Genomic DNA, 24,346 nt, shown 5'->3' with positions numbered 1-24,346 from the left:
CTCAATTTCCCTCGAACACGGGCTTTTCCTTGGCGACAAAGGCATCGTAGGCGCGCTTGAAATCGCGCGTCTGCATACAGATGGCCTGCGCCTGCGCTTCCGCCTCGATCGCCTCTTCGATCGACATCGCCCATTCCTGCTTGAGCATTGTCTTGGTCATCATGTGTCCGAAATTCGGCCCGTTTGCCAGCTTCGTTGCAAAGGCGACCGCCTCGCTTTCAAGGGCATCGGCGTCCAACAGCCGGTTGAAGAAGCCCCAGCGCTCGCCCTCCTCCGCCGACATGGTGCGGCCGGTGAAAAGCAGTTCGGATGCCCGGCCCTGGCCGATGATGCGCGGCAGGATCGCGCAGGCGCCCATGTCGCAGGCCGCAAGGCCGACGCGGGTGAACAGGAACGCGGTCTTCGCCTCGGGTGTCCCGAAACGGATATCTGAGGCCATGGCGACAATCGCCCCGGCGCCGACGCACACGCCGTCGACGGCCGCGATGATCGGCTTTCCGCAGCCGACCATCGCCTTGACGAGATCGCCGGTCATGCGGGTGAATTCGAGCAGCCCCTTCATGTCGCGGTCGAGCAGCGGGCCGATGATGTCGTGCACATCGCCGCCGGAACAGAAATTGCCGCCATTCGAGCCGAAGACGACCGCGTCGACATCGTCCGCGTAGACCATGTCGCGGAACGTGTCGCGCAGTTCCGCGTAGCTGTCGAAGGTCAGCGGGTTCTTGCGATCCGGCCGGTCGAGCGTGATCACCGCGACCTTGCCGTCCATGCGCCAGTTGAAATGCCGCGGCTCAAGACCCGCCATCTGTCTGCTCATCGCGTCCGCACTCCCTTGATCTGCACATTGTCGAGAAGATCGACAAGGACGTCGGCGTCCTCGTCGCTCAGCATGTTGAGCATGGATGCGATCCAGCTCTCGTGGACCTTGGCCATGTGCGCGAACTCCTCGCGGCCCTTGTCGGTCAACTGCACGATCATGGCCCGCCGGTCGCCGCTGACCGGTACCCGAACCACCAGCCCGTCGGAAACCAGGCGCTCGACAATGCCGGTGACATTGCCGTTCGAGACCATGAGCGCGGCGGAAAGCGCGCTCATCTTCATGCCGTCCCGTTCGCGGTAAAGCGCCGCCAGCACGTCGAACCGCGGCAGCGTCGTCGCGAACTCGACCCGCAGCCGCTCGCGGATCTCGGCCTCCATCTGGCGCGAGATCTTCAACAGCCGCAGCCAGATCCGCAGGCGCTGCTTGTCGCGCTCTTCAATGCCCAGGGTTTCAACAGCGGTGCTCATACCTCGCCTCCCGATACGGACAGGGCCTGACCGGTGATCGCCCCGGAATTCGGGCCGCACAGCCACAGGACCGATTGCGCCACCTCGTCCGGCTGGATGAACCGCCCCATGGGATTGGTCCTAAGCAGCGCCTTGGTCGCCTCTTCCCGGTTCATGCCGGTCTTGTCCATGACATTGTCCAGCGCCCGGGTCAGCATCGGCGTTTCCGTGTAGCCCGGGCAGATCGCGTTGACGGTGATCCCGCTGGCGGCAAGCTCCATCGCCACCGACCGGGTCAGGCCGATGACACCGTGCTTGGCGGCGCAATAGTGAGCAACATAGGGATACCCGCGCAGGCCGGCGACAGAGGCGATGGTGATCATGCGGCCCCAGTCCTTGTTCTCCATGGCGGCGACGCCGGCATGGAGCGTGAGGTAGGCCCCGGTCAGGTTCACATCGATCGTCTTGCGCCAGCTTTCCAGGTCGAGCTTGGCGAAAGGAGAGGCCTGCGCCGCGCCGGCATTGGCTATGACAATGTCGACGCCGCCATGGTCGTCGGCGACAGACTTGAACAGCGCTGAAACACTGTCGGGGTCGGTGACGTCGCAAGTCCTGGCCGATATGCCGCCGAGGGATTTCGCCACTTCGTCGAGCGCATCCTTGCGCCGTCCGGACACGGTCACAGTCGCGCCGGCCTCAGCGAGCTTGCGCGCGATCGCCGCGCCGACCCCGGAGCCGCCGCCGGTCACAACCGCATGTTTACCGCTCAGTTTCCCCAATGATTCATACCCTCATCGTTTGCGCCTCGGCGCGCTCGGCGAGCCGCACGAGCTGGTCGCGCCCCGCCAGGTAGGGCAGCGGCCACTCGGTCTGCGTGTCGCCGAGGCCTGCCGCAGTGTGCAGCGTCCAGTAGGGATTGGCCAGATGCGGGCGCGCAAGACACACAAGATCGGCGCGGCCTGCCATCAGGATGGAATTAACATGGTCCGGCTCGTAGATGTTGCCGACCGCCATGGTCGCCATGTCCGCTTCATTGCGGATCCGGTCGGAGAACGGCGTCTGGAACATGCGCCCGTAGACCGGTTCGGCCCGTATCGACGTCTGCCCCGCCGAGACGTCACAGATATCGACACCGGCATCCTTGAGCATTGCGGCAATCGCCACCGCGTCGTCAGGTGTGACACCCTCGTCGCCGACCCAGTCATTGGCGGAAATGCGCACCGAGATCGGTTTCCCGTCCGGCCAGCAGGCGCGCACCGCGCGGTAGACTTCGAGCGGGAACCGCATCCGGTTTTCCAGCGATCCGCCGTATTCGTCGTCGCGATTGTTGGTGAGCGGCGTGATGAACGAGGACAACAGATATCCATGGGCGGCGTGGATTTCGAGCATGTCGAAGCCGGCGCGCTCTGCCATCTGCGCGGCGTCGACGAACTGTTCGATGACGCGGTCCATGTCGGCCCGATCCATGGGCTTCGGCGCCTGGTTGTTCGGCGACCAGGCGATGGCCGACGGTGCCAGCAACGGCCAGTTGCCGTTCTTCAGCGGAGAGTCCATTTCCTCCCAGCCGAGCTGGGTGGAGCCCTTCGCGCCGGAATGGCCGAGCTGCATGCAGATCTTGGCCGGTGTCTCGCTGTGCACGAAATCGACGATCCTGCGCCAGGCTTCCTCGTGTTCCGGCGCGTAGGTTCCGGGACAGCCAGGCGTGATCCGCCCTTTCGGGCTGACGCAGGTCATTTCCGTATAGACCAAAGATGCACCGCCCTTGGCCCGCTCGCCGTAGTGGACGAGGTGCCAGTCGGTCGGACAGCCGTCGACGGCCTTGTATTGCGCCATCGGCGAGACGACCACGCGATTGGCGAGCTGCATGTCGCGCAGCCTGTAAGGCGCGAACATCGGCGCGCGGTGGCCGTTGACGCCGGCCCGCGCCTGGAACCAGCCTTCGGCGCGCTGCATCCAGTCCGGGTCGCGCATCCGCAGGTTCTCGTGGCTGATACGCTGCGAGCGCGTCAGCAGCGAATAGTTGAACTGAACGGGATCCAGATGCAGGTAGCGCTCGACATTCTCGAACCATTCCGTGGAATTGCGGGCCGCCGACTGCAGCCTGAGAACCTCGACACGGCGCTCCTCCTCGTAACGGTCGAAGGCCGCCTTCATGGACGGTTCGCTGTGCAGGTAGTTGGCGAGCGCGATGGCGCTCTCCATGGCCAGTTTCGAGCCCGAACCGATGGAAAAATGCGCCGTCGCTGCGGCATCGCCGAGCAGAACGACATTGTCGTGCGACCAGCGTTCGCAAAGCACGCGCGGGAAGTTGAGCCAGGCCGAACCGCGGATGTGCCGGGCATTCGACATTAACGAATGGCCGCCGAGATATTTGGCGAAGATCTTCTCGCACACGGCCATCGACTCTTCCTGGCTCATGTCGCCAAAGCCGAACTTGTTCCAGGTCTCCTCGCGGCACTCGACGATAAACGTCGCCGTGTCGTCGTCGAACTGATAGGCGTGTGCCCAGATCCAGCCGTGTTCCGTCTCCTCGAAGATGAAGGTGAAGGCGTCGTCGAACTTCTGATGCGTTCCGAGCCAGACGAATTTGCACTGGCGCACATCGATTTCAGGGCGGAAGAATTCAGAAAACTCGTTGCGGGTCTTGGAGTTCAGCCCGTCCGAGGCGACCACCAGGTCGTAGTCACTCGAATAGGCGGCGGCACTGTCGATCTCGGTTTCGAAACGCAGATCCACGCCGAGCGAACGCGCCCTTTCCTGCAGGAGCAGCAGGAGCTGCTTGCGGCCGATGCCGCAAAAACCATGTCCCGTCGAGGTCTCCGTGGTCCCGCGATAGTGGACCGCGATATCGTCCCAGTAGGCGAAATGCTCGCGAATGGCCTCGGCACTGACCGGATCGTTTTCCTGCAGGTTGTCCAGCGTCTCGTCGGAAAGCACCACGCCCCAGCCGAACGTGTCGTCCGGCCTGTTGCGCTCGATCACCACGACTTCGTGCTCGGGATCGCGCAATTTCATACTGATGGCGAAATAGAGCCCGGCCGGCCCTCCTCCAAGGCATGCAATACGCATCGGCTCATCCCTGTCTGCTGGCCGCCGGGAGGCTTTATTGAAAGCCGGTGGCCCGTTTCATGAGGGGAAGGTTGCCATCCTTTGAGAGATATTTCAAGCTTAAAATTTTTAGGTTGAAATGTTTTTAAACTTCAACATTGTGCCGCCGATCTATGCCATTTTCGACCGCAGTGGTCAGGATTCGACGACTTCCGTCCGCCGGCGCAGACGAAGCGGCGATACATCTGCCACCCTGAAACCGCGCTGTTCCAGACCGTCCGGCAAGGACTTGCCGCTCACCAGGCATGCCGCCAGCTGTGACAGGCCCGGTGCGGACTGGATTCCGTAGCCGCCCTGTCCGGCAAGCCAGAAAAAACCCTCCACCGCCGGGTCGTAACCGCAAACCGGCGCGTGATCTTCGGCGAAGGTCCGCAGGCCTGCCCAGCAGTTTTCCACCCGTTTCACGTCGACACTGAACGCGCGCTGGATGCGATCGATGCAGATTGCGATATCCATCTCCTCCGGCTGCGCGTCGCATGGAGCCGACGGAGTCTCATCCGCCGGAGAAATCAGCAATCGGCCGGCGTCCGGTTTGAGATAGAACTGCTCATCCACGTCCACCGTCGCGGCCCACCTGTCCGGGTTCGCGCCCTCCGGTGCGGCGATGACGAGAGCCGTCCGGCGCTTGGGGACAAGTCCGGCGGGGTTCGCGCCGAGTTTCGCCGCCAGTTCATCGGCCCACGCACCGGCCGCGTTGACGACGACGGGCGCCTCCACGGTGCCACGCCGCGTGGAAAGGATCCACACGCCGTTCCTGCGTTCTGCCGAATACACTTGCGAATCGACGATCACCTCGCCACCGCGCCGCCTCAGGCCGCGCAGGTACCCGTGGTGAAGTGCATTCACGTCGATATCGCTGGCCTGTTCCTCGTAAAGGCCGGCTACGGCGTAACCGGGCCGCAGCAGCGGGGACAACCGACCGATGTCGCCGGCATCGACCATTCGCATATCCGCATTGCCGGACAGGTTGCACCGAAGCGCCTCGAGGCTCTCGAGCTGATCGTCTCTCGCCGCATAAAGCACCCCGCGCGACGTCAGCAGGGGATGCTGTCCGAAGACATCCGGGGGATTCTCGTAAAACGCCCGCGATTGGCTGGTCAGGCACCGGATCGGCGCCGGCCCGTAAGCCTCGGAGAAGATCGCTGCCGAGCGCCCCGTCGTGTGGTAGCCGGGATGGCTTTCCATCTCGATGACGACAACGCGGGCATCGCCTGCCAGCTCGTAGGCGACCGACGCGCCCGCAATGCCGGCGCCGATGACGACAATGTCAAAGTTGGCTGTCATGGTTACGCTTCGCCTACGTGCCTTCAGTCACCAACGTTTTCAAATGCTCTATGTCCGCCGCAACATCGCTCACAATGCTGGGCGACACATGCGCTATGATCTTCTCGCGGTTTTCAAACAGATCCACTCCGCCATCATTAAAGATGACGCCCTCCGGAAAATCGGCCTTCCATTTCTCAACAATCGGATCGACCCGAGCGAAATAAGCCTTCTGCGCATCTTCGGAACGGAATTTTACGCCCCTCACCATCGTAATGTGGAACGGATTGCCGTAGTCGCCGCAAGGGCATGCCAACACCGTACTGAAAATGCCGAACAGCTTTCCAATAACCGAGTCCGGTTCGTACGAGAGCAGAAGCTCCAGCTCGTTCGCCGGCGTCAGGTTAACGCGGAGCGGTTTGACGCGAATCGGGGCAAATTTGACGGCACGCATCACTTTCTCGACCAGATCGAGTGGCAATCCACCCTCCTCGCGCTTGCCTGGACCAATGCGCCAGATCTCAGCGTGGGCAGTGTCCGGACGCACCAGTTTTGTGGTGTCACCGCCTCCGATCAGCCAGCCATCATCGCTGGTTTCACAAAGATGGGTGTAGCTGCGATCTGTCAGCGCGTCGAGATCGATCTCGGGGCTGACCTCCGCCCGGCAATCCAACCCGATGTTTGCAAGCCTGTTCAGCTTGCATCTAGGGTGGAGATGGCCGCTTGGCGTGCAGTGATCATACGACGCCATGAATTCCGGTGTCACTGCGGTGTATGAAGAGTTTGATGTGTCCATGGTTTAGCCTCTGCTTTTTGGCGGACTGATTCTGTGAGGCGGCTATGCGCTCTGTGGCACTGCTTTTCGCTTTATCAGTGCCATGCGCTCGTATTTGAAATGGGCATCGAACGACATAGTCCGTATAACTGAACAAAGGGCGCTGAAAGCATGGCATTCAGCCTCGCGGTCGCAATGGCGATTTTCTTTTTTTACATCAATCCGACAATGGCTCCCGGAAAAAAACCGCCTCTGGCACATAGTGGGAAGCGGCGCGCTGGTTCTGCTAGTTAGCCGGGACATTTAACCTGAAGATGCATGGAAAACCATAGACTGGGATGTCATCGTGGCAATGTTTTATTGTCACCGGCGCCGTGCTTGCATCCGGTGCCCTGCGGTCCCTGCTCGGACCCTTGCAGGCCCGTCTGGATGAAGTACCGGTCGTCACGGTGGCGGCATTCGGCGCAAGTCAGCTGTTTTCCAACGTTCCCGTCGTTGAAATCTACCTCAACTTGCTAAGCAACACCGACACGTTGATGCTGCCGGCTGGCATGAGCACGCTTGCCGGCGGTCATAATGGGTGCGGACAGCTACAGTTTGATCCGCTCGCTTTTCGGATCGTAGAGCGGCTTGAGGCTGGCGATCGCCTCGCATCTTTTTCCGGCGACTTCGATCTCGTAGCGCGAAGCAAGCATGTCCTTGCCGCTTTCTCCGTCGCGCGCCGGCACATAGCCCAGGCCCAGCGCGCCGCCCAGGTGATGCCCGTAATTGCCGGATGTCAGATAGCCGACAATCTCACCGTCGCGCACGATCGGCTCGGCGTGATACAGCAGCGGTTCCGGATCGACGAGCTGGAACTGAACCAGCCGCTTGGTCAGACCGGCCTGCCGGCGCTCGAGCACGGCGTCGCGGCCGATAAACGGCCCGAACCGGCCGTCAGGTTTTTCGGTCCTGACCGCGAAGCCGAGACCGGCCTCGAGGACATGGTCCTCGTCGGTGATATCGTGCCCGAAATGCCGAAAGGCCTTTTCCATGCGGCAGCTGTCCAGCACATGCATGCCCGCAAGGCGCAGCCCCTCGCCCTCGCCTGCTGCCATCACCGTGTCGAAGACATGGCGGGCCATATCGGCCGAGACATAGAGCTCCCAGCCGAGTTCGCCGACATAGGTGATGCGGTGCGCGCGCACCGTTGCCATGCCCAGCTCGATCGTCTGGCAGGAGCCGAACGGGAACGCCTCGTTAGAGAGATCGGCGGGCGTCACCTTCTCCAGGATCCTTCTGGCATTCGGACCCATCACGCCGAGCACCGCTTCGCCGCTGGTCACATCGACGGCGATGCATCGCGCCTCGTCCGGTATGTGACGCGTCAGCCAGGTGAAATCGCGGTTTGCCACGGCAGCGCCAGTCACCACGATGAAGCGGTTCGCCGCCAGCCGCGTTACCGTCAGGTCCGCTTCGATGCCGCCGCGCGCGTTGAGCCATTGCGTGTAGACGATGCGGCCCGGCTCGACATCGACATCGTTGGCGCAGATGCGCTGCAACACATCCATGGCGTCCGGACCCTCGACCAGGAACTTTCCGAAGGCCGAAAGATCGAATGCGCCGGCGCTCTCGCGAACCGCCTTGTGCTCGCCGGCCGCATAGGCGAACCAGTTCTGCCGCTTCCAGCTATATTCGTATTCGGGTTTGACGCCGTTCTTGAGATCATCGGCGGGCACGAACCAGTGGGGCCTCTCCCAGCCCGCCGTCTCGCCGAAGCAGGCGCCCCGCTCGGCCATCTTTTCGTGAAACGGTGTGTGGCGGACATCGCGGGCCGATTCGTATTGCCGGTACGGGTAGTGATCGGCGTAAAGCAGGCCCAGCGTTTCGCTCACCCGGTTCTTCAGGTATGTGCGGTTGCCCTGGAACGGCTCCATGCGGCGTATGTCGACATCCCACAGATCGAAGGGCGGCTCTCCCTCGACAATCCACTCGGCGAGCGCCTTGCCGGCACCGCCGGCCGACTGGATACCGATCGAGTTGAAGCCGGCGGCGACAAAGAAATTCGCAACTTCCGGCGACGGCCCGAGCAGGTAGCGGTCGTCGGGTGTAAAACTCTCCGGCCCGTTGAAGAACGTGTGGATGCCGGCGCTTTCAAGCAGCGGCAGGCGCCCGACAGCCATCTCCAACACCGGCTGGAAGTGGTCGAAATCCTCCGGCAGCTCGTCGAAACAGAAGTCGTCCGGGATGCCGTCCATGCCCCAGGGTTTCGACACCGGCTCGAACGCCCCGAGGAGGATTTTGCCCGCGTCTTCCTTGTAGTAGGCGCATTCGTCGGGCACCCGCAGCACCGGCAGGTTGCCGGGAAGTCCCGACACGGCTTCCGTCAGGATATAAAAATGCTCGCATGCGTGCAGCGGAACATTGACGCCTGCCATGCGGCCAACCTCGTGCCCCCACATGCCGGCACAGTTGACGACGATGTCAGCGGTGATTTCGCCCTTGTCGGTGCGCGCACCGATCGCCCTACCGTCCTTGACATGGATCGCCTCGACCTTCGTGTTTTCGAAGATCTTCACGCCCTTGTTGCGCGCGCCGCGGGCAAGCGCCATGGCGATATTGGCCGGATCGCCCTGCCCGTCGAGCGGAATATGCAGGCCGCCGACAACACCGTCGGTATTGAGGTAGGGATACATCTCCGCGCAGTCGTTCGCGGTAACGACATTCACCTCCACGCCATGAGTCTTGGCCATCGAGGCGTTGCGCAGGAACTCCTCCATCCGGTCTTCGCTCAGCGCCACCGCGAGCGAACCGTTGCGCTTGAACCCGGTCGCAATGCCCGTTTCCGCCTCGAGCCCGCCGTAGAGCTCCTGGCTGTATTTGGCGAGCCGCGTCATGTTGATCGTCGCCCGCAACTGCGCGATCAGACCGGCCGCGTGCCATGTGGTTCCGCTGGTCAGCTGCTTGCGTTCGGCCAGCACCACATCGCTCCAGCCGAGATGGGCCAGATGATAGGCAACGGAACAGCCAACGACGCCGCCGCCGATGATCAGGACGCGTGTGTGCTGGGGAAATTCGGCCATGGTGGTCTCCCTGCGGCAGAGGCGACCAGCGCCTCTCGTGAAATTTTTGCCAATATTTTCACGAAACGGCGCAAAGGTCCAGCCCGTAATGCGAAATACGCCGGAGAAAAAGCCTACCGCGTCTCGTTACCGGATTGTGCGTCAGACGGCGACGGAAAGTTTCGCGAGCGCGATGGAAGCCAGCCGCGATTGCGGCGAATCGGCCCGGCTGGTGAGGACAATCGGAATGCGACCGCCAAGGACCACGCCGGCGGCGCAGGCGGAGTTGAAATAGACCATCATCTTGAAGAGTGCGTTGCCCACCTCGATGCTCGGCACCAGCAGGATATCAGCATCGCCCGCCACCGGGTGGTCAACGCCCTTCAGATGGGCGGCGGCCATGGATACGGCGTTGTCGAAGGCAAGCGGGCCGAACACATCGGCATCGGCGACATGCTCCAGCGCCCATTCGCTCAACGCCATAGCCTCCATGCTTGAGGGCATCTGCGGTAGCGGCGATTCGGTGGCCGAGAGGATCGCGACCTTGGGTCGGCCGATACCGACCGCCCGCGCCAGGTTGATCGCGTTGAGTATCGCCGCCTTTTTGGTCTGAAGGTCGGGCGCGACATTGACGGCGCCGTCGGTGATGATCAGCGGGCGCTCGTGGCCCGGCAGGGTCAGGTGAAAACAGTGGGTCATGCGCCGGCCCGGCTGGCGGATACCCGCCTCTTCGGTCAACAGGGCCGCCATGAAGGCGTCCGTGTGCACATGGCCCTTGACCACCATGTCGACATCGCCGCGCGACGCGCGTAAGGCAGCGGCCCGCGCGAGCTCATCGTCTCCGCTGGCCGCAATCACCTCGACATCGCGGTCCACGATGTCCGGGGCAGCGCTGCGGATGGCCTCCGGCTCCCCGACAAGGACAGGATCCACCAATCCGGCCTGCATGGACAAGCGGACGCTTTCGAGAACGACTTCGCTGACGGCCCCGGCGATAACGGCCCTCGCAGCCTTGCCGCTCTCCGCCCGGCGCATCAGCCCGTGCGGCAATTCAACGGGCGCCTCACTGATCATAGCGGACCCGTTCTTCGGCGTATTCTGACACAGGACTGGTCCCACGCTGCGTTTTCGAGCGCACCGTTCCGATGCGGCGGTTTATCGGTTTCGAGATCGCTACAGCTCGTTTCATCGTTGTAATTCAATAGTTTGCCGGGAGGGCGCGTGGCCTCCGCCAACCAAACTGGCACCGGGGGATGGATCGGTACATGACCAATCGTGCCAAATCTTAAGACCAGGCCTTGATTAAGCTGGTTGGTTTGGCCTCATAATGGGGCCAGTTCAGTCAGATCGGAAGGTCACCGATCGCAAACGGGAGCGCGGCATGCGCAATTCTCTTTTCCACGTCGAACGTATGGAGATGACGACGCTCCAGACCCAGATCCGCGAAATGCTGGTGTCGGCGATGTTGTCCGGTCAGTTGCCGGTCGGTGCACCGATCCCCTCGACGCGAGCGATGGCAAAGCGGCTGAAGGTCTCGCGCAACACGGTCATGCTGGCCTATCAGGCACTGGCATCGGACGGTTACCTTATCGCCCGGGAGCGTTCGGGATTCTATGTCTCGCCCGACATCCATGACGGGACGATGGCGAGCATGGCGCCGCAGCCGGCCGAGCAACTGGACCGGCCGGAACCCGACTGGGACGGCCGTTTCCGGGTCCAGCCGAGCGGCCAGACGAATATCGAAAAGCCGGACAACTGGCACGACTACCCCTATCCCTTCATCTACGGGCAGGCCGACGCGGCCCTGTTTCCGATCGCCGCGTGGCGCGACTGCATGCGCCAGTCCATGGGACGTAAATGGCTTGATGCCTGGACCAACGACCATTTTGCCGAGGACGACCGGATTCTGATCGAACAGATTCGCCAGCGCATCCTGACGCGCCGCGGGATTCTCGCCAATCCGGATGAGATCCTGGTAACGCTCGGCGCCCAGAATGCGCTCTACCTGCTTTCCAGCCTGCTGGTGAAACGCGACACGACCGTTGCGATCGAGGATCCCGGCTACCGGGACATACGCAACATCTTTCAACTGCGGACCGAACACATCCGCAACGTCCCGGTGGATTCAGAGGGCATTACCCTGGGCAGGGAGCTCATGGGATCGGAACTGGTGTTCGTCACGCCGAGCCACCAGTACCCGACCAACGTGACGATGAGCCTCGACCGGCGCAAGGCGCTGCTTGAATGGGCGGTCGACAACAACAGCCTGATCATCGAGGACGACTACGAGTTCGAGACCAATTACGAGGGCGAACCCACGCCGGCGCTGAAATCGCTCGATCAGGGTCAGCGCGTGCTCTATGTCGGCAGCCTGTCGAAATCGCTGATGCCGGGCCTGCGCATGGGCTTCATGGTGGCACCCGCCGCGCTCATCCGCGAAGCACGCGCCCTGCGGCGGCTGATGCTGCGCCACCCGCCGGGCAACAACCAGGGCGTCGTGGCCCTGTTTCTCGCGCTCGGTCACCACGATACGCTCATCGGCAGGCTGCATCGCAGCTACCGCAACCGCTGGATCGCCATGGGCGAAGCGCTCGACAGGCACTTCCCCGGCTGGGCCGAAACGCCCGGGTTCGGCGGCACCTCCTACTGGGTGAAGGGACCGCAATGGCTGGATTGCAACGCGCTTGCCAGCCGGGCGCTCGAGGAGGGCATCGTCATCGAACCGGGCGACATTTATTTCTCCGATCCCGAAAACCATCGCAATTATTTCCGGCTCGGCTTCTCGTCGATTGCCGAGGAACGCATCGAACCGGGCATCGAGCGTCTGGCCGGAATTGTGCGCACGATAGCGCCCGGCTGACACTGGTTCAAACTACCGGTTGATCTGGCTCTACGGCATGGTGCCAGTTAGCCACTATCAAGTCTGGAACGCGCGCCGCGTTTCGGCGTGATCCATCCGTACGTCAAGAGGAATTGCCGCAATGAAAATGACCACCGAGGAAGCCTTCGTAAAGGTTCTGCAGATGCACGGCATCGAGCACGCATTCGGCATTATCGGATCGGCCATGATGCCGATCTCCGACCTGTTCCCGAAGGCGGGTATCACGTTCTGGGACTGCGCCCACGAGACCAATGCCGGTATCATCTGCGACGGCTACACCCGCGCCACCGGCAAGATCGCCATGGCCGTCGCCCAGAACGGACCGGGCATCACCAATTTCGTAACGCCCATCAAGACCGCCTACTGGAACCACACGCCGATGCTCCTGGTCACGCCGCAGGCGGCCAACAAGACCATCGGCCAGGGCGGTTTCCAGGAAGTCGAACAAATGGCGCTGTTCCGCGACATGGTCTGCTACCAGGAAGAGGTGCGCGATGCGTCGCGCATGGCCGAAGTCCTCAACCGGGTCATCGAGAAAGCAATTCGAGGCTCCGCGCCGGCGCAGATCAACGTGCCGCGCGACTTCTGGACCCAGGTGATCGACATCGAGCTGCCGCAGATCGTCAGACTGGAACGGCCGGCCGGCGGCGCCGACGCGATCGAAAGGGCCGCCGAGCTCCTGTCGAATGCGCGCTTCCCGGTGATCCTGTCCGGCGCGGGCGTTGTCATCGGCGGCGCCATCGACGATTGCCGGGCGCTGGCCGAACGCCTCGACGCCCCGGTAGCCAGCGGCTACCAGCACAATGACAGCTTCCCCGGGAGCCACCCTCTGGCCTGCGGTCCGCTCGGATACAACGGCTCGAAGGCGGCGATGGAACTGATCGCCCAGGCAGACGTCGTGCTGGCGCTGGGCACGCGGCTGAACCCGTTCTCCACCCTGCCCGGCTACGGCATCGACTATTGGCCGAAGGATGCCAGCATCATTCAGGTCGATATCAATCCGGACCGCATCGGACTCACCAAGAAAGTGTCCGTCGGCATTTGCGGAGACGCCAAGGCCGTCGCCCGGCAGATTCTCGAAAAACTGTCCCCGTCGGCCGGCGACGCTGGCCGCGCCGAGCGCAAGGCGCTGGTGCACCAGACCAAGTCATCCTGGCTGCAGACCCTTTCCAGCATGGATCACGAGGATGATGACCCGGGCACCTCCTGGAACCAGGACGCCCGGGCCGACCAGCCGAACCGCATGTCGCCGCGCATGGCCTGGCGTGCCATCCAGGCCGGCCTGCCGAAGGAGGCGATCATCTCCTCCGACATCGGCAACAACTGCGCCATTGGCAATGCATATCCGACCTTCGAAAAGGGCCGCAAATACCTGGCGCCCGGCCTCTTCGGCCCGTGCGGCTACGGTTTCCCGGCCATCCTCGGTGCCAAGATCGGCTGCCCCGACACGCCGGTCGTCGGATTTGCGGGCGACGGCGCCTTCGGCATATCGATGAACGAGATGACGTCCTGCGGCCGCGACGAGTGGCCGGCGATCACCATGGTGGTCTTCCGCAACTACCAGTGGGGCGCCGAAAAGCGCAACACGACGCTCTGGTTCGACAACAATTTCGTCGGCACCGAGCTCGATCCGCATCTGAGCTATGCCAAGGTCGCCGAGGGCTGCGGCCTGAAGGGCGTCACCGTCACCAACCAGGACGATCTGACGACGGCGCTGCACGAAGCCTGTAATGAGCAGAAAAACGGCGTAACCACCTTCATCGAGGTCGTTTTGAACCAGGAACTCGGCGAGCCGTTCCGCCGCGACGCCATGAAGAAACCGGTCGAGGTGGCGGGCATCAATCCGGAAGACATGCGTCCCCAGCAGGGCGCCTGACTCCGGTCGCTCCGCGGCCCGCTATGGGACGGGCCGCGGATTTCAGAATCGGATGGGCACAAAATAGCCGGTGCCGACCAGCGCCGCGAACAGTACGGCAAACGAAAACACCACCCAGGACGTAGATGCTGCGCCGCTCAGGCTGCCCATTTCCATGGCGCCGTGATCGCTCATTTCGTGCCCCTGATGCACTTGGCCGTGCATGCCTTCCATGTGCCCGTGTGTGGCGGGTTCCGGAGACCTGTGCCCGAGGCCGCCCGCAGGCCCGTCAGCGCCCGGCAACGTCATGCAACCATGCTTGAGGTGCCGTGAAACCAGCCAGTAATTGATCGGATAGGCAACAATCCCGCCGACGAGGCTGGCAAGGCTCATGCGGAACCAGAAGGCTGCGTTGACCGGCGATTCCGAACCTTCCCAAAGATGGGCCAGGACGACCATGGTCGGGATCATTCCCGCCATCACGAAGTTCATGGAGACCGTTTCGGCGAAGAAGGTCTTGCGCACGGCCAGCAAGTAATTTCCCTGATACATGCCCATCATCATCAGCGCCTGGAAGATGAAAAGCCCGCAGACGAAGCCGGCGAGATATTCAACCGTGATATCCCATCCGTTTGCCAGCCCCAGCGACGAAACGACGAGCGCCGCGGCAAGGATGCCGGTCGCGTCGCCTGCCAGGCAGTGCATTTCGCTGTTGACCGCCTGCTTCCAGCCCGCAGCCGTGTAGCGGTCGTGACCGCCGGTGAACGGCCTGCGGCAGGCCAGCAGGTAGAAGAACAGGCCGACGGGCCCGGTATAGGCGGTGACCAGGATCCATGCGGCGCGCTGAACCCAGCTCGTCACTCCGTTGTAAAGTGAATCGTAGACGACAAAGGCGATGCTGCACGCGGTCAGAACGAACCAGACCGTCATCGCGCCATCGAGCATCCGAATCGCCTCCACGCCGCATCAATCGCCCGGACCATGCAGCCTGCGGTGGTTTATTGCAAATTTCTACCTGTCGCCCGCCGCCGCCAGACGGATGTCGAAACGCTTGCGGACGGCACTGTCGAGTTCCGCCGAGATATGCCGCGGAAAGACCGACGACAGGATGCGGTTCTTTTCCGCGATCGCCGTCTCGACAATATCGGGCCTGCCCTTTTCCACCCACTCCTTGGGGCTCGTGCGGTCGCCGATCACCGGGTAGATGTATTCGGTCTGCATCAGCGCCAGCGTCTGCTCGTGACCGAGATAATGGCCCGGTCCGTTCGTGCACACATCCTTGATCGAGGCGAGCGAGAGCGTTTCGTCATTCACCTCGACGCCGCGGACGCAACGCAGACACTGGCCCAGCATGTCGTTGTCGATGATCAGGCTCTCCAGTGAAAATCCGAGAAGCGAGGCATGCATTCCGGCCGATTCATAGACCATGTTGAGGCCGGACAGTCCGGCCATCACATTGGTGATGCCCTTCTCATATCCTGCCTGCACGTCCGGCATCTTGGAATCGGCGATGCCGGCCGCGGCGCCGCCGGGAAGATCGTAGAAATGCGCCATCTGCGCACAGGCGGCCGAAAGCAGGGCCTGCTCGCCGGATCCGCCCGACATGGCGCCGGTGCGCAGATCGGACACGAACGGCCAGGTGCCGAAGATCGCCGGATGACCCTTCGAAATCGCGTTGACGTAGACCAGCCCGGCCAGCACCTCGGCGACCGCCTGCACCACTGCCCCGGCAATTGCCGCAGGCGCCGTCGCGCCCGCCTGCCCGGCGGACAACAAAAGTACCGGCATGCCGCCGCGCACACACTGTTCGAGCACATGGCAGGCGTCTTCGGCAAACCGCAGTGGCGGCACGACGAAGCAGTTGGAATTGGAGACGAACGGACGAGCACGGAACGCCTCCTCACCGCCGGCGATCATGTGCAGGAGTTCCAGGCAGGGTCCGACGCTCTCGCCTACGGAAAAGCTTGTGCCGACGTGCTTCGTGGTGCCGAGCAGGCACGCATAAAGGGTGTTTATGTCGAGATCCACCGGATCGGGTATGTCGCGCGCGACCAGCGGCCTTTGGAAAAAATGCACATTGTCCAGCGTCTCGACGATGCGTGCGGCATCGTAGAGATCGCTCAGGACGGATTCGCGGTACTCACGCTTTTCCACGTCGACGATGTGAACCGCCGCACCGGCGGTGCCGAAATGGACTTTCTGACCTGACAGCGTCATGTCGTGCGCCGGATCCTGAGCGCAGATCGTCAGGTCCCGGGCGGCATCGCGGACCGTTTCCATGACCAGCGCACGCGGGAAATGCAATCGTCCGTCCTCGCCGTAGGTCGCGCCGGCCGCCGTGCACACTTCGATGCAGCTTTCGATCGGCTGTCCCATGCCGATATCCTCGAGGATCGTCAGCGCCGCCTCGTGAATGCGTTCCATATCGTTCTGGGTTAGCGGACGGTAATTGCCCGACGGCATGCCGGGTCTGACCGGTCGTGCCGATTTGTCCAGTGGTGCGGCGCGCATTGCCCGCCGAGCTTCCCGTCCTCCAGAACGGCGTCTTTCCCGTTCCACACCCGGCACCTCCACCTCGTCAACAAGCTTCGACATCGGCTTCACTCCTCCAACCGGCCTCGCTCAATTCGGACGCTGTCATCTGGCCCGTCCCACGGACAAGACCGGACATGAGGAACCGTCCCACGACACTATAGGGCCAGTTTCGTGAAATTACACCAACAATTTTCATGAGAATGGCAAAAAAACCAGTGGATTGGCGCTGATCCCGGGATTGGCACCAAGCAGGAGTCATGGCTGGCACTACCTTTGGCCACCCCAATAATTGCCTAATAGTGGCGGGAGCATTGACGCGTTGCCTCGAAAGGACCGCGCTGCTGGATAGCCGGCAGGCAAAGCAGTTGGCGACAGGATTTCGCCCCGATGTCCCGATTGAATCAATAAGTCGGAACAATCCGACACCATGATGTACCTAAGTCCGAACAAGGGGAAAAACATGTCCATCAAAAAGAAACTGATTGCCCTGGTGAGCGGGGCGGTAATGTCCGCTGTCTGCGGCACCGGCGCGGCTCTCGCGCTTGACGAGATCACAGTCGCTTATTTCCTTGAATGGCCGACGGCGAATCAGGTTGCCCAGATGGAGGAGACCTACGACAAGGAATTGGGCGTCAAGGTCAACTGGCGCGCCTTCGGAAACGGCAACGAGATGACCCAGGCCATGGTGTCCGGGGATGTCCAGATCGCCTACAGCCAGGGATTCGTTCCGTTCGTGGTCGGCGTCAGCACCGGCGCGCCGCTCAAGCTGGTCGGGATCGCCGTCACCTACGCTGAAAACGACCTTTGCATCGTGCATAACGATGCCGGCATCACCAAGGACAATGCCAAGGATCTCGAAGGCAAGAAGGTGGCAACGCCCATCGGTAATGTCACCCACTACAAGATGCTCCGCACCATGGAACATCTCGGCGTTGACGTGAACAAGGTCAACCTCGTCCAGATGAACCCGCCGGACGGTGCTGTCGCGCTCGCCCGCGGCGATGTCGCCATGGCCTGCGGCTTCGGCGGCGCGCTCAACCGCATGCGTGAATTCGGCAAGCCGCTGATGACAGGCGCCGAACAGGAAGCCATCGGCATCAACACGTTCGACATCGTCAGCGTCACCGAGGAGTTCTCCAAGGAACATCCCGACCTGGTCGAAAAATTCATGGCGGTGACGGAAGCCGCAAATGAAGCCTACAAGGCCAATCCCGATGCCGCCTATCCGATCATCGCCAAGGCGGCCGGCATGGATGCTGCGGCCACCAAGGACTACATGGCCAACTTCGGCTTCCCGAGTGCGGAAGATCAGAAAGGCGCCAACTGGCTCGGCGGCGGTGTCCAGGAAATGACCAAGGGTGTCGCGGACGTCATGGTCGCCGCCGGCGGCATGGACGAAGCGCTTGACGACTACACACAGTTCGTCGATCCCAACTACCTGAAATAATGCCGCGATTGGACGGGCGGTGTTCGCACCGCCCGCTTCGCCTCATCCACTTCCAATATGGAGAGAGCAATTGACCGGCATCGCAATCGACAAAGTATCCATGGTCTTCACGCTGCCCGGCGGCGGCGAGGTCCATGCCCTTCACGATGTCAGCCTTGACATCAAGGAAGGCGAAATCGTCTCCGTGCTCGGCCCGTCCGGCTGCGGCAAGACCACGCTGCTCAATATCATTGCCGGCTTCCTTGCGCCGACGTCGGGGGAAGTGCGCCTCAACCATCACACGGTTACCGGCCCCGGCTCCGAACGCGGCATGGTGTTCCAGCAGGGCGCGCTTTTCGAATGGCTGACCGTATCGCAGAATGTCGCCTTCGGGCCGAACATGGCGGGCAAGCCGAAATCCGAGACCAAGGAAAAGGTGGATCACCTGCTGCAGACCGTCGGCCTGCAGGACTTCGGCGAAAAGCCGGTTTACCAGCTTTCCGGCGGCATGCAGCAGCGCGTCGCCCTCGCCCGTTGCCTGGCCAACGATCCGGACGTTATCCTCATGGACGAGCCGCTCGGTGCGCTCGACGCGCTGACCCGCGAAAAGATGCAGGGCCTCGTTCTGAAGCTCTGGAAGGAAACCGGCAAGACGATCATCCTGATCACACACTCGGTCGAGGAAGCGTTGTTCCTGGGCGAAAAACTGATCGTCATGGCACCGCGGCCCGGCCGCATCGAGAAAATCTACGAGCTTCCCTTCGCCGACGAAGGCATGACCAAGAGCCCGCGCGACATCAAGGCCGGACCGGACTTTGTCGAAAAGCGCGAGGAGATCCTCTCCATGATCTGGGAAATGGAAGAGGAAATCATGGGCCAGGTCGGCGCTTAGACTAGGGACTGGAGAGAACAATGTCAGAAAAAAGGGAACCCTCCGAGGCCGCCATCTGGCTCGGGCTCGCCGACAACGCGTTCACGCGCCAGAAGACTGTGAAGTTCGGCGACGCCAGTGCCGTCAACTCAGGCCGCTTCTACAGCATCCTGATCGTCTGCGGCCTCATCATGCTGTGGGTGCTGTCGTCGCGCCTCGGCCTGGTCAAGGAATTCTACTGGCCGACCGTCGGCGGAACGTTCGACCGCATCGTGCTTCTGGTGACAGAAGGATTCCGCAACGTCTCGCTTTGGGAGCATGTGGGCATCAGCGTCTACCGCGTCCTGTCGGGCGTTCTCTACGGCGCCGTTGTCGGCATCCCGCTGGGATTTGCCATGGGCCTTTCCTCGACCGCGCGCGGACTGTTCGACCCGATCGTCGAGTTCATGCGGCCGATCCCGCCGCTGGCCCTGATCCCGCTGATCATCCTGTGGTTCGGCATTGACGAAACGGCGAAGATCTTCCTGCTGTTCCTCGCCTCGCTGTTCATCATGACGATCGCCGCGCGCTCCGGTGTCTCGAGCGTCCGCATCTCGAAGGTCCATGCCGCCTATTCGCTCGGCGCCTCCAAGATGCAGATCCTGCGCCATGTGATCCTTCCGAATGCCCTGCCGGAGATCTTCACCGGCCTGCGCACTGCGATGGGCGTGTGCTGGGGAACCGTCGTTGCAGCCGAACTCGTCGCCGCCGACAAGGGCGTCGGTTCGATGATCATGATCGCCAAGAACTTCCTGCAGACCGACACCGTGGTGATCGGCATCATCATCATCGGCATCATCGGCTACATCATCGAGATCTTCATGCGCTATCTCGAGCGCTGGCTGATCCCCTGGAAGGGCAAGGGCTGACAAGCCGGTACCAATCAAAAAGGCCGCGGTTGCAAGACCGCGGCCTTTTTGATTCTGCTTTCGGAAATTATGCCCTGAGCCGTTCGTTGTCCGGATCGTAGATAACCTCCGGAACCACGGTCGCCGGGCGCTTTTCCCCGTAGATGTCGATCAGCAGCTGCGTGCCTTCCGCCGTTTGCGCGGCGTCGACATAGCCGAGCGCGATCGACTTTCCGGTCCGGTGGCCGAAGCCGCCGGATGTGATCAGCCCGACGCGCGCCTCGCCGGCATAGACGGGGCTGCCATAGGGGGCCTCCGTGCCGTCGCCCGGCTCCACTTCCATGGCCACGAAACGTTCGGCAACGCCCTCTTGGCTTTGTTTAAGCAGCGCCTCGCGTCCGATGAACTGCGCCTTGTTCAGCTTGACAAAGCGGTCGACCGCCGAGGTCAGCGGCGTGTATTCGGACGAAAGGTCCTGTTTCCAGCCGCGGTAGCCCTTTTCCAGGCGCATCGACTCCATGGCATACATGCCGAAATGGCCGATCCCGTGTTCCTCGCCCGCCTCCAGCAATTGCTTGTGCACGGCCGGCATGGTCTCCATCGGCATGTGGAGTTCATAGCCCAGTTCGCCGACGAAATTGACCCGCAGCACCAGTCCCCGGGCCATGCCGATCGTGATCGGCGCGGCACAGAGCCACGGCAGCGCGGCGTTCGACAGGTCCTCGTCGGCGATCGCCGACAGGATTTCCCGCGACTTCGGCCCCGCCAGCACCAGCGTGCCGTAGCGGGCCGTGATGTCTTCGAGCGTCACGGAACCGTCGTCCGGCATATGCTGTTTGAGCCAGTCGCGATCATGCCAGTAGCCCGCCGCCGGGCCGATCAGCCAGAATCGGTCGTCGTCAAGGCGTGTGATTGTCAGTTCGGTGATCACCCGGCCGCTCTCGGCGCAGAAATAGGCCAGCGACACGCGCCCGAGCCGCGGCAACGTTCCGGTGATCATGCCGTCGAGCCAGTCGACGGCGCCCGGGCCCGACAGCTCAAAGCGCGTGAAGCCGGTCAGGTCGAGCAGGCCCGCCCGCTCGGCGACTGTGCGGACCTCCGCGGCGATTGCATCGTCGAAATGCGGCCGTCCATGGGTCATGTCGGGTTCCGGCCGGTCGCCCTCGCGGGCGAACCAGAGCGGCCGCTCCCAGCCGCCGAAACCGCCGAACTGGGCGCCGTGCTGCGCCATTGTGCCGTAAAGCGGCGAGGTCTTCGCCGGCCGTCCCGCCGGCCACGGCCGGTGCGGCAGATGCATCGCGTATTCGTTCTGATAGACCTCGATGGCCTTGACCGTCGCGTAGGTCTTGGTCGCGTAATCGGTGAAGCGGCGCGGATCGACCATCCACAGGTCAAGCTCCGTTTCGCCCTCTGTGATGAACTCCGCAATCACCTTGCCGGCGCCGCCCGCCTGGCAGATGCCGAAGGTGAAGACGCACGCCTCGAAGAAATTTGTCAGCCCCGGGGCCGGTCCGATCAGCGGCAGGCCGTCCGGTGCGTAGGGGATCGGCCCGTTGATCACTTTCTGCACGCCGCCGGTCGCCAGCATCGGCACCCGCTCGCACGCGGCGTTGATATACCATTCCAGGCGTTCCAGGTCGTCCGGATAGAGCTGGAAGGCAAAATCCTCGGGGGTGCCTTCCTTCAGCCAGTGCGGCGTCGCCTTCCATTCATAGGGCCCGAGGATCAGCCCGTTGCCCTCCTGGCGCAGATAGTAGCTGTCGTCCGGGTCGCGCAGCAACGGCACCTTCTTGTCCAGTGCCTCCAGTTCGCCGATCGCCTCGGTGACCAGGTACTGGTGCGACATGGTCACCATCGGGATGTCGCGGCCGACCATGCGGCCGATCTCGTCGGCATAGTACCCGGCGGCGTTGATGACGATTTCCGCGTGGACGCTGCCCTTGTCGGTCGCCACATCCCACGTCCCGTCGGCGCGCTGCGACAGCCCGGTCACCTTGGTAAACCGCGCCACCTTGGCGCCCTTGTCGCGCGCGCCCTTGGCAAAGGCCTGGGTGAGCTGCGCCGGATCGATATCGCCGTCCTCGGCATCCCAGGCGCCGCCCGTCAGGTCGTGTGTCTCCAGCCAGGGATAATACCTGCCCTTCAGCTCCTGCGCCGAAAGCACTTCCATATCCATGCCCGCCGCATTGGCCATTGCCGCGACGTGCTCGAACTCCTGCATCCGCTCCTTGGAGTGCGCCAGGCGCACAGCGCCGGTCATGTGCCGGTTGATGGGGTAGCCGACCTCGTCGCCGAGCCGGTTGTAGAGGCGCGAGCCGTAGTTCTGCAGCTTCATCAGGTTGAGGTTGCCCGAGAAGTTCGGCGTGTTGCCGGCCGCGTGCCAGGTCGAACCCGATGTTAGCTCGTTCTTCTCGATAAGCAGCACGTCGGTCTCGCCGGCCATGGCCAGGTGGTAGAGGCAACTGGCGCCGACGGCGCCGCCACCGATGATGACAATACGGGCATGGGAAGCGAGCTCAGCCATAAGAACCTCCCTGGCTTTAGGTCTAAATCAGTAAATTGGCGGAGAGACGACCCAGATGGCGACAGCCGGTTCGTTGGAGTTGTTCTCCCAGTAGAACTCTTCTTCCTTGAAGCGGAAGCTGTCGCCGGCCCGGACCGTGAATTGCCTGTTGCCGATGCGGATATCCAGCGTGCCGGAAACCATGTAGGCGGTCTCCTCCGTCATGCGCAGCGTCGGCTTGGAGAGTTTCGCGCCGGGCGCAAAAACGCTTCGGATGACCTCGTAGGATCCGGAAAGGTCCGGAGACAGAAGTTCTTCCGCCAGTCCGCCCTCATTGTCGCCGCTCATGCGTCGCAGTCCGGCCCGCGTCACGTGACCGCGCTCGTCCTCCGAGACGTCAGACAGGACCAGGAACCAACTGAGCGGAACGCCGAACAGTTCCGCGACCTGCCGCAACTCCTCGGTCGAAAGCGCCGAAATACCGCGCTCGACCTGGCTCAGATAGCCGATCGACCGGCCGAGCTTCACCGCCATCTCGGTAAGGGTCATGCCCTTCGATTGCCGAATCGCCCTGATGTCACGGCCGATATCCGCCGAGACATTGCCGGGATTGTATTTTTCAGCCTGCGCGCCGTCGCTCGCCATTGTGCCGTCCAAACCGTTTGCATCACGCGCCAGTCCGCTGGCGAGACATGCGAGCGAGCTTCCATCAACGCTGATGAAAAATCAACTGTTTTTTTCACGAGATGGAATGACGCGCCCGCATTCAGTCCAGATTCGCCAATTCCCGACGCGCCATCATGTGGGCGCGCGGCATGTTGACGGCGTCGACGCAAAGCAGCCGGTCGCCGGCAAAATAGCGCACCGCAAAGGCATCTTCCGTCTCGTCTCCCTCGACCTCGGTCCGGTCGTATCCCTGGGAAAGACCGGCAATCTGCAGCTTGATCTCGTACTGGTCCGACCAGAACCAGGGGACCGGATCGTACACCTCAGCGGAGCCCAGCATGGCGCCGGCCGCGTGTTTGCCCTGATCGATGGCGTTTTGCACGCTTTCCAGCCGGATATGCCGCTGATAGCGCTTCGAGAAGAAGCTGGAGCAATCGCCGGCGGCATAGATATTCGGGTCGGATGTCCGGCAGGTCTCGTCGGTCGATACACCGTTCTCGATCGTCAGCCCGGCCTGCTCAGCCAGTTCGCAAACCGGCTCGGCGCCGACCGCCATCAGCACCATGTCGGTATCGATCTCCTGGCCGTCGCGCAGCCGGATCCGCTCGACCCGACCGGCGCCCTCAATCGCCTCGAGCACGGCGTTGACGTGGATCGCGACACCCCTTGAGCTATGCAGCCGGTGGAAATAGTCGGACAATTGCGGGCAGACGACGCGCTGCAGCACCCGCTCCATGCCCTCAATCACCGTGACGTCGTGTTTGAACGACCGCAGGGCGGACGCCACCTCAAGGCCGATATATCCGCCGCCGATGATCGCGATCCGCGTTTCCGGCTTGAGTGCCTGCATGATCGCTTGCACATCGGCGATCGTGCGCATGTAGTGAACGCCCTCGAGATCGAGGCCCGGCAGCACCGGGATCTTGCGCGACCGCGTCCCCGTCGCCAGCAGCAGTTTCGAATAGGCAACGCTCTCGCCGCCGTGCAGCAGGACCCTCCGGCCGGCGGGATCGATGCTCTCGACCCACCGCGACAGCCGTGCGTCGATGTTGAACTGATCGAAATAGTCCGGCCCTTTGAGCATCAGGCGCTCGAGGCTCATCTCACCCTTCAGGAACGCCTTTGACAGCGGCGGTCGCTGGTAGGGCGCATGCGGCTCGTCGCCGATCAGGACGAGACCGCCTTCATAGCCCTGCTGGCGCAGCGTTTCGGTCGCCTTCTGGCCGCACTGGCCGGCACCGATGATGATGATGGGATCGTTCGCCATCG

Annotated in this window: 18 protein-coding genes; 5 read left to right on the top strand and 13 right to left on the bottom strand. The window is 62.6% G+C overall.

What is annotated here, in order from left to right; translation table 11 throughout:
• Position 1: 1 nt before the first annotated feature.
• The 8 genes from E4M07_RS01610 to E4M07_RS01575 form a co-directional block, all read right to left on the bottom strand.
• A complete protein-coding gene (locus E4M07_RS01610; RefSeq protein ID WP_136657465.1) occupies positions 2 to 805 on the bottom strand; it encodes an enoyl-CoA hydratase family protein in 804 nt (267 codons plus the stop codon).
• 8 nt (positions 806 to 813) lie between these two features.
• Positions 814 to 1,287 (bottom strand): MarR family transcriptional regulator, encoded by a 474-nt coding sequence (locus tag E4M07_RS01605; protein ID WP_136656534.1) that lies wholly within the window; start codon positions 1,285 to 1,287, stop codon positions 814 to 816.
• Positions 1,284 to 2,045 carry an SDR family NAD(P)-dependent oxidoreductase gene (locus E4M07_RS01600; protein ID WP_136656533.1) on the bottom strand — a complete coding sequence of 254 codons (762 nt, stop codon included), beginning with the start codon at positions 2,043 to 2,045 and terminating at the stop codon, positions 1,284 to 1,286. The genes E4M07_RS01605 and E4M07_RS01600 overlap by 4 nt, the downstream gene beginning before the upstream one ends.
• Positions 2,046 to 2,049: 4 nt before the next feature.
• Complete coding sequence (locus tag E4M07_RS01595; RefSeq protein ID WP_136656532.1) at positions 2,050 to 4,335, bottom strand: bifunctional salicylyl-CoA 5-hydroxylase/oxidoreductase; 2,286 nt, start codon at positions 4,333 to 4,335, stop codon at positions 2,050 to 2,052.
• Between the two features lie 174 nt (positions 4,336 to 4,509).
• Positions 4,510 to 5,658: an FAD-binding oxidoreductase gene (locus tag E4M07_RS01590; protein ID WP_136656531.1), complete on the bottom strand. Its 1,149-nt coding sequence runs from the start codon at positions 5,656 to 5,658 to the stop codon at positions 4,510 to 4,512.
• Between the two features lie 13 nt (positions 5,659 to 5,671).
• Entirely contained in the window at positions 5,672 to 6,433 is a 762-nt protein-coding gene (locus E4M07_RS01585) for a hypothetical protein (protein ID WP_136656530.1), read from the bottom strand.
• 569 nt (positions 6,434 to 7,002) lie between these two features.
• Positions 7,003 to 9,474 (bottom strand): FAD-dependent oxidoreductase, encoded by a 2,472-nt coding sequence (locus E4M07_RS01580; protein WP_136656529.1) that lies wholly within the window; start codon positions 9,472 to 9,474, stop codon positions 7,003 to 7,005.
• A gap of 141 nt (positions 9,475 to 9,615) precedes the next feature.
• Positions 9,616 to 10,527 carry a bifunctional enoyl-CoA hydratase/phosphate acetyltransferase gene (locus E4M07_RS01575; RefSeq protein ID WP_206057152.1) on the bottom strand — a complete coding sequence of 304 codons (912 nt, stop codon included), beginning with the start codon at positions 10,525 to 10,527 and terminating at the stop codon, positions 9,616 to 9,618.
• Between the two features lie 307 nt (positions 10,528 to 10,834).
• On the opposite strand from E4M07_RS01575, the gene E4M07_RS01570 reads away from it, so the two are divergent.
• Positions 10,835 to 12,313, top strand: coding sequence for a PLP-dependent aminotransferase family protein (locus E4M07_RS01570; RefSeq protein ID WP_136656528.1), 1,479 nt, complete (start codon positions 10,835 to 10,837; stop codon positions 12,311 to 12,313).
• Positions 12,314 to 12,434: 121 nt separating this feature from the next.
• Positions 12,435 to 14,210: a sulfoacetaldehyde acetyltransferase gene (gene xsc / locus E4M07_RS01565; protein WP_136656527.1), complete on the top strand. Its 1,776-nt coding sequence runs from the start codon at positions 12,435 to 12,437 to the stop codon at positions 14,208 to 14,210.
• A 42-nt stretch (positions 14,211 to 14,252) separates the two neighbouring features.
• On the opposite strand, the gene E4M07_RS01560 is transcribed toward xsc, so the two are convergent.
• The gene (locus E4M07_RS01560; RefSeq protein ID WP_136656526.1) at positions 14,253 to 15,134 is read right to left on the bottom strand and encodes a DUF4396 domain-containing protein; all 882 of its coding nucleotides are present in this window, start codon (positions 15,132 to 15,134) and stop codon (positions 14,253 to 14,255) included.
• A 66-nt stretch (positions 15,135 to 15,200) separates the two neighbouring features.
• Positions 15,201 to 16,784, bottom strand: coding sequence for a trimethylamine methyltransferase family protein (locus tag E4M07_RS01555; protein ID WP_136656525.1), 1,584 nt, complete (start codon positions 16,782 to 16,784; stop codon positions 15,201 to 15,203).
• 400 nt (positions 16,785 to 17,184) lie between these two features.
• Here E4M07_RS01555 and E4M07_RS01550 point away from each other — a divergent pair, with 400 nt between their 5' ends.
• The 3 genes from E4M07_RS01550 to E4M07_RS01540 all read left to right on the top strand — a co-directional run bounded on the left by E4M07_RS01550 (position 17,185) and on the right by E4M07_RS01540 (position 19,929).
• The gene (locus E4M07_RS01550; RefSeq protein ID WP_136656524.1) at positions 17,185 to 18,171 is read left to right on the top strand and encodes an ABC transporter substrate-binding protein; all 987 of its coding nucleotides are present in this window, start codon (positions 17,185 to 17,187) and stop codon (positions 18,169 to 18,171) included.
• A 100-nt stretch (positions 18,172 to 18,271) separates the two neighbouring features.
• Positions 18,272 to 19,042, top strand: coding sequence for an ABC transporter ATP-binding protein (locus E4M07_RS01545; RefSeq protein ID WP_136657463.1), 771 nt, complete (start codon positions 18,272 to 18,274; stop codon positions 19,040 to 19,042).
• 20 nt (positions 19,043 to 19,062) lie between these two features.
• On the top strand, positions 19,063 to 19,929 hold the full coding sequence (locus tag E4M07_RS01540; protein ID WP_136656523.1) for an ABC transporter permease: 867 nt from the start codon (positions 19,063 to 19,065) through the stop codon (positions 19,927 to 19,929).
• A gap of 67 nt (positions 19,930 to 19,996) precedes the next feature.
• On the opposite strand, the gene E4M07_RS01535 is transcribed toward E4M07_RS01540, so the two are convergent.
• The 3 genes from E4M07_RS01535 to E4M07_RS01525 all read right to left on the bottom strand — a co-directional run bounded on the left by E4M07_RS01535 (position 19,997) and on the right by E4M07_RS01525 (position 24,344).
• Positions 19,997 to 22,432: an FAD-dependent oxidoreductase gene (locus E4M07_RS01535; protein WP_136656522.1), complete on the bottom strand. Its 2,436-nt coding sequence runs from the start codon at positions 22,430 to 22,432 to the stop codon at positions 19,997 to 19,999.
• A gap of 27 nt (positions 22,433 to 22,459) precedes the next feature.
• Positions 22,460 to 23,056, bottom strand: a complete 597-nt coding sequence (locus tag E4M07_RS01530; RefSeq protein WP_136656521.1) for an XRE family transcriptional regulator — start codon at positions 23,054 to 23,056, stop codon at positions 22,460 to 22,462.
• Between the two features lie 121 nt (positions 23,057 to 23,177).
• Positions 23,178 to 24,344, bottom strand: a complete 1,167-nt coding sequence (locus tag E4M07_RS01525; protein WP_136656520.1) for an FAD-dependent oxidoreductase — start codon at positions 24,342 to 24,344, stop codon at positions 23,178 to 23,180.
• Positions 24,345 to 24,346: the final 2 nt, after the last annotated feature.

The organism is Nitratireductor sp. XY-223 (assembly GCF_004959855.1).
Lineage (GTDB): Bacteria > Pseudomonadota > Alphaproteobacteria > Rhizobiales > Rhizobiaceae > Hoeflea_A.
Note: the sequence above shows the minus strand (reverse complement) of the source record. Positions and strands in the feature narration are given on the sequence as shown.

Coding starts and splice junctions, on each gene's coding strand:
- E4M07_RS01585 (WP_136656530.1), bottom strand. CDS start 6,433: ATGGACACATCAAACTCTTCATACACCGCAGTGACACCGGAATTCATG.
- E4M07_RS01550 (WP_136656524.1), top strand. CDS start 17,185: ATGTCCATCAAAAAGAAACTGATTGCCCTGGTGAGCGGGGCGGTAATG.
- E4M07_RS01525 (WP_136656520.1), bottom strand. CDS start 24,344: ATGGCGAACGATCCCATCATCATCATCGGTGCCGGCCAGTGCGGCCAG.
- E4M07_RS01535 (WP_136656522.1), bottom strand. CDS start 22,432: ATGGCTGAGCTCGCTTCCCATGCCCGTATTGTCATCATCGGTGGCGGC.
- E4M07_RS01540 (WP_136656523.1), top strand. CDS start 19,063: ATGTCAGAAAAAAGGGAACCCTCCGAGGCCGCCATCTGGCTCGGGCTC.
- xsc (WP_136656527.1), top strand. CDS start 12,435: ATGAAAATGACCACCGAGGAAGCCTTCGTAAAGGTTCTGCAGATGCAC.
- E4M07_RS01580 (WP_136656529.1), bottom strand. CDS start 9,474: ATGGCCGAATTTCCCCAGCACACACGCGTCCTGATCATCGGCGGCGGC.
- E4M07_RS01575 (WP_206057152.1), bottom strand. CDS start 10,527: ATGATCAGTGAGGCGCCCGTTGAATTGCCGCACGGGCTGATGCGCCGG.
- E4M07_RS01570 (WP_136656528.1), top strand. CDS start 10,835: ATGCGCAATTCTCTTTTCCACGTCGAACGTATGGAGATGACGACGCTC.
- E4M07_RS01560 (WP_136656526.1), bottom strand. CDS start 15,134: ATGCTCGATGGCGCGATGACGGTCTGGTTCGTTCTGACCGCGTGCAGC.
- E4M07_RS01530 (WP_136656521.1), bottom strand. CDS start 23,056: ATGGCGAGCGACGGCGCGCAGGCTGAAAAATACAATCCCGGCAATGTC.
- E4M07_RS01610 (WP_136657465.1), bottom strand. CDS start 805: ATGGCGGGTCTTGAGCCGCGGCATTTCAACTGGCGCATGGACGGCAAG.
- E4M07_RS01545 (WP_136657463.1), top strand. CDS start 18,272: ATGGTCTTCACGCTGCCCGGCGGCGGCGAGGTCCATGCCCTTCACGAT.
- E4M07_RS01595 (WP_136656532.1), bottom strand. CDS start 4,335: ATGCGTATTGCATGCCTTGGAGGAGGGCCGGCCGGGCTCTATTTCGCC.
- E4M07_RS01590 (WP_136656531.1), bottom strand. CDS start 5,658: ATGACAGCCAACTTTGACATTGTCGTCATCGGCGCCGGCATTGCGGGC.
- E4M07_RS01555 (WP_136656525.1), bottom strand. CDS start 16,784: ATGTCGAAGCTTGTTGACGAGGTGGAGGTGCCGGGTGTGGAACGGGAA.
- E4M07_RS01605 (WP_136656534.1), bottom strand. CDS start 1,287: ATGAGCACCGCTGTTGAAACCCTGGGCATTGAAGAGCGCGACAAGCAG.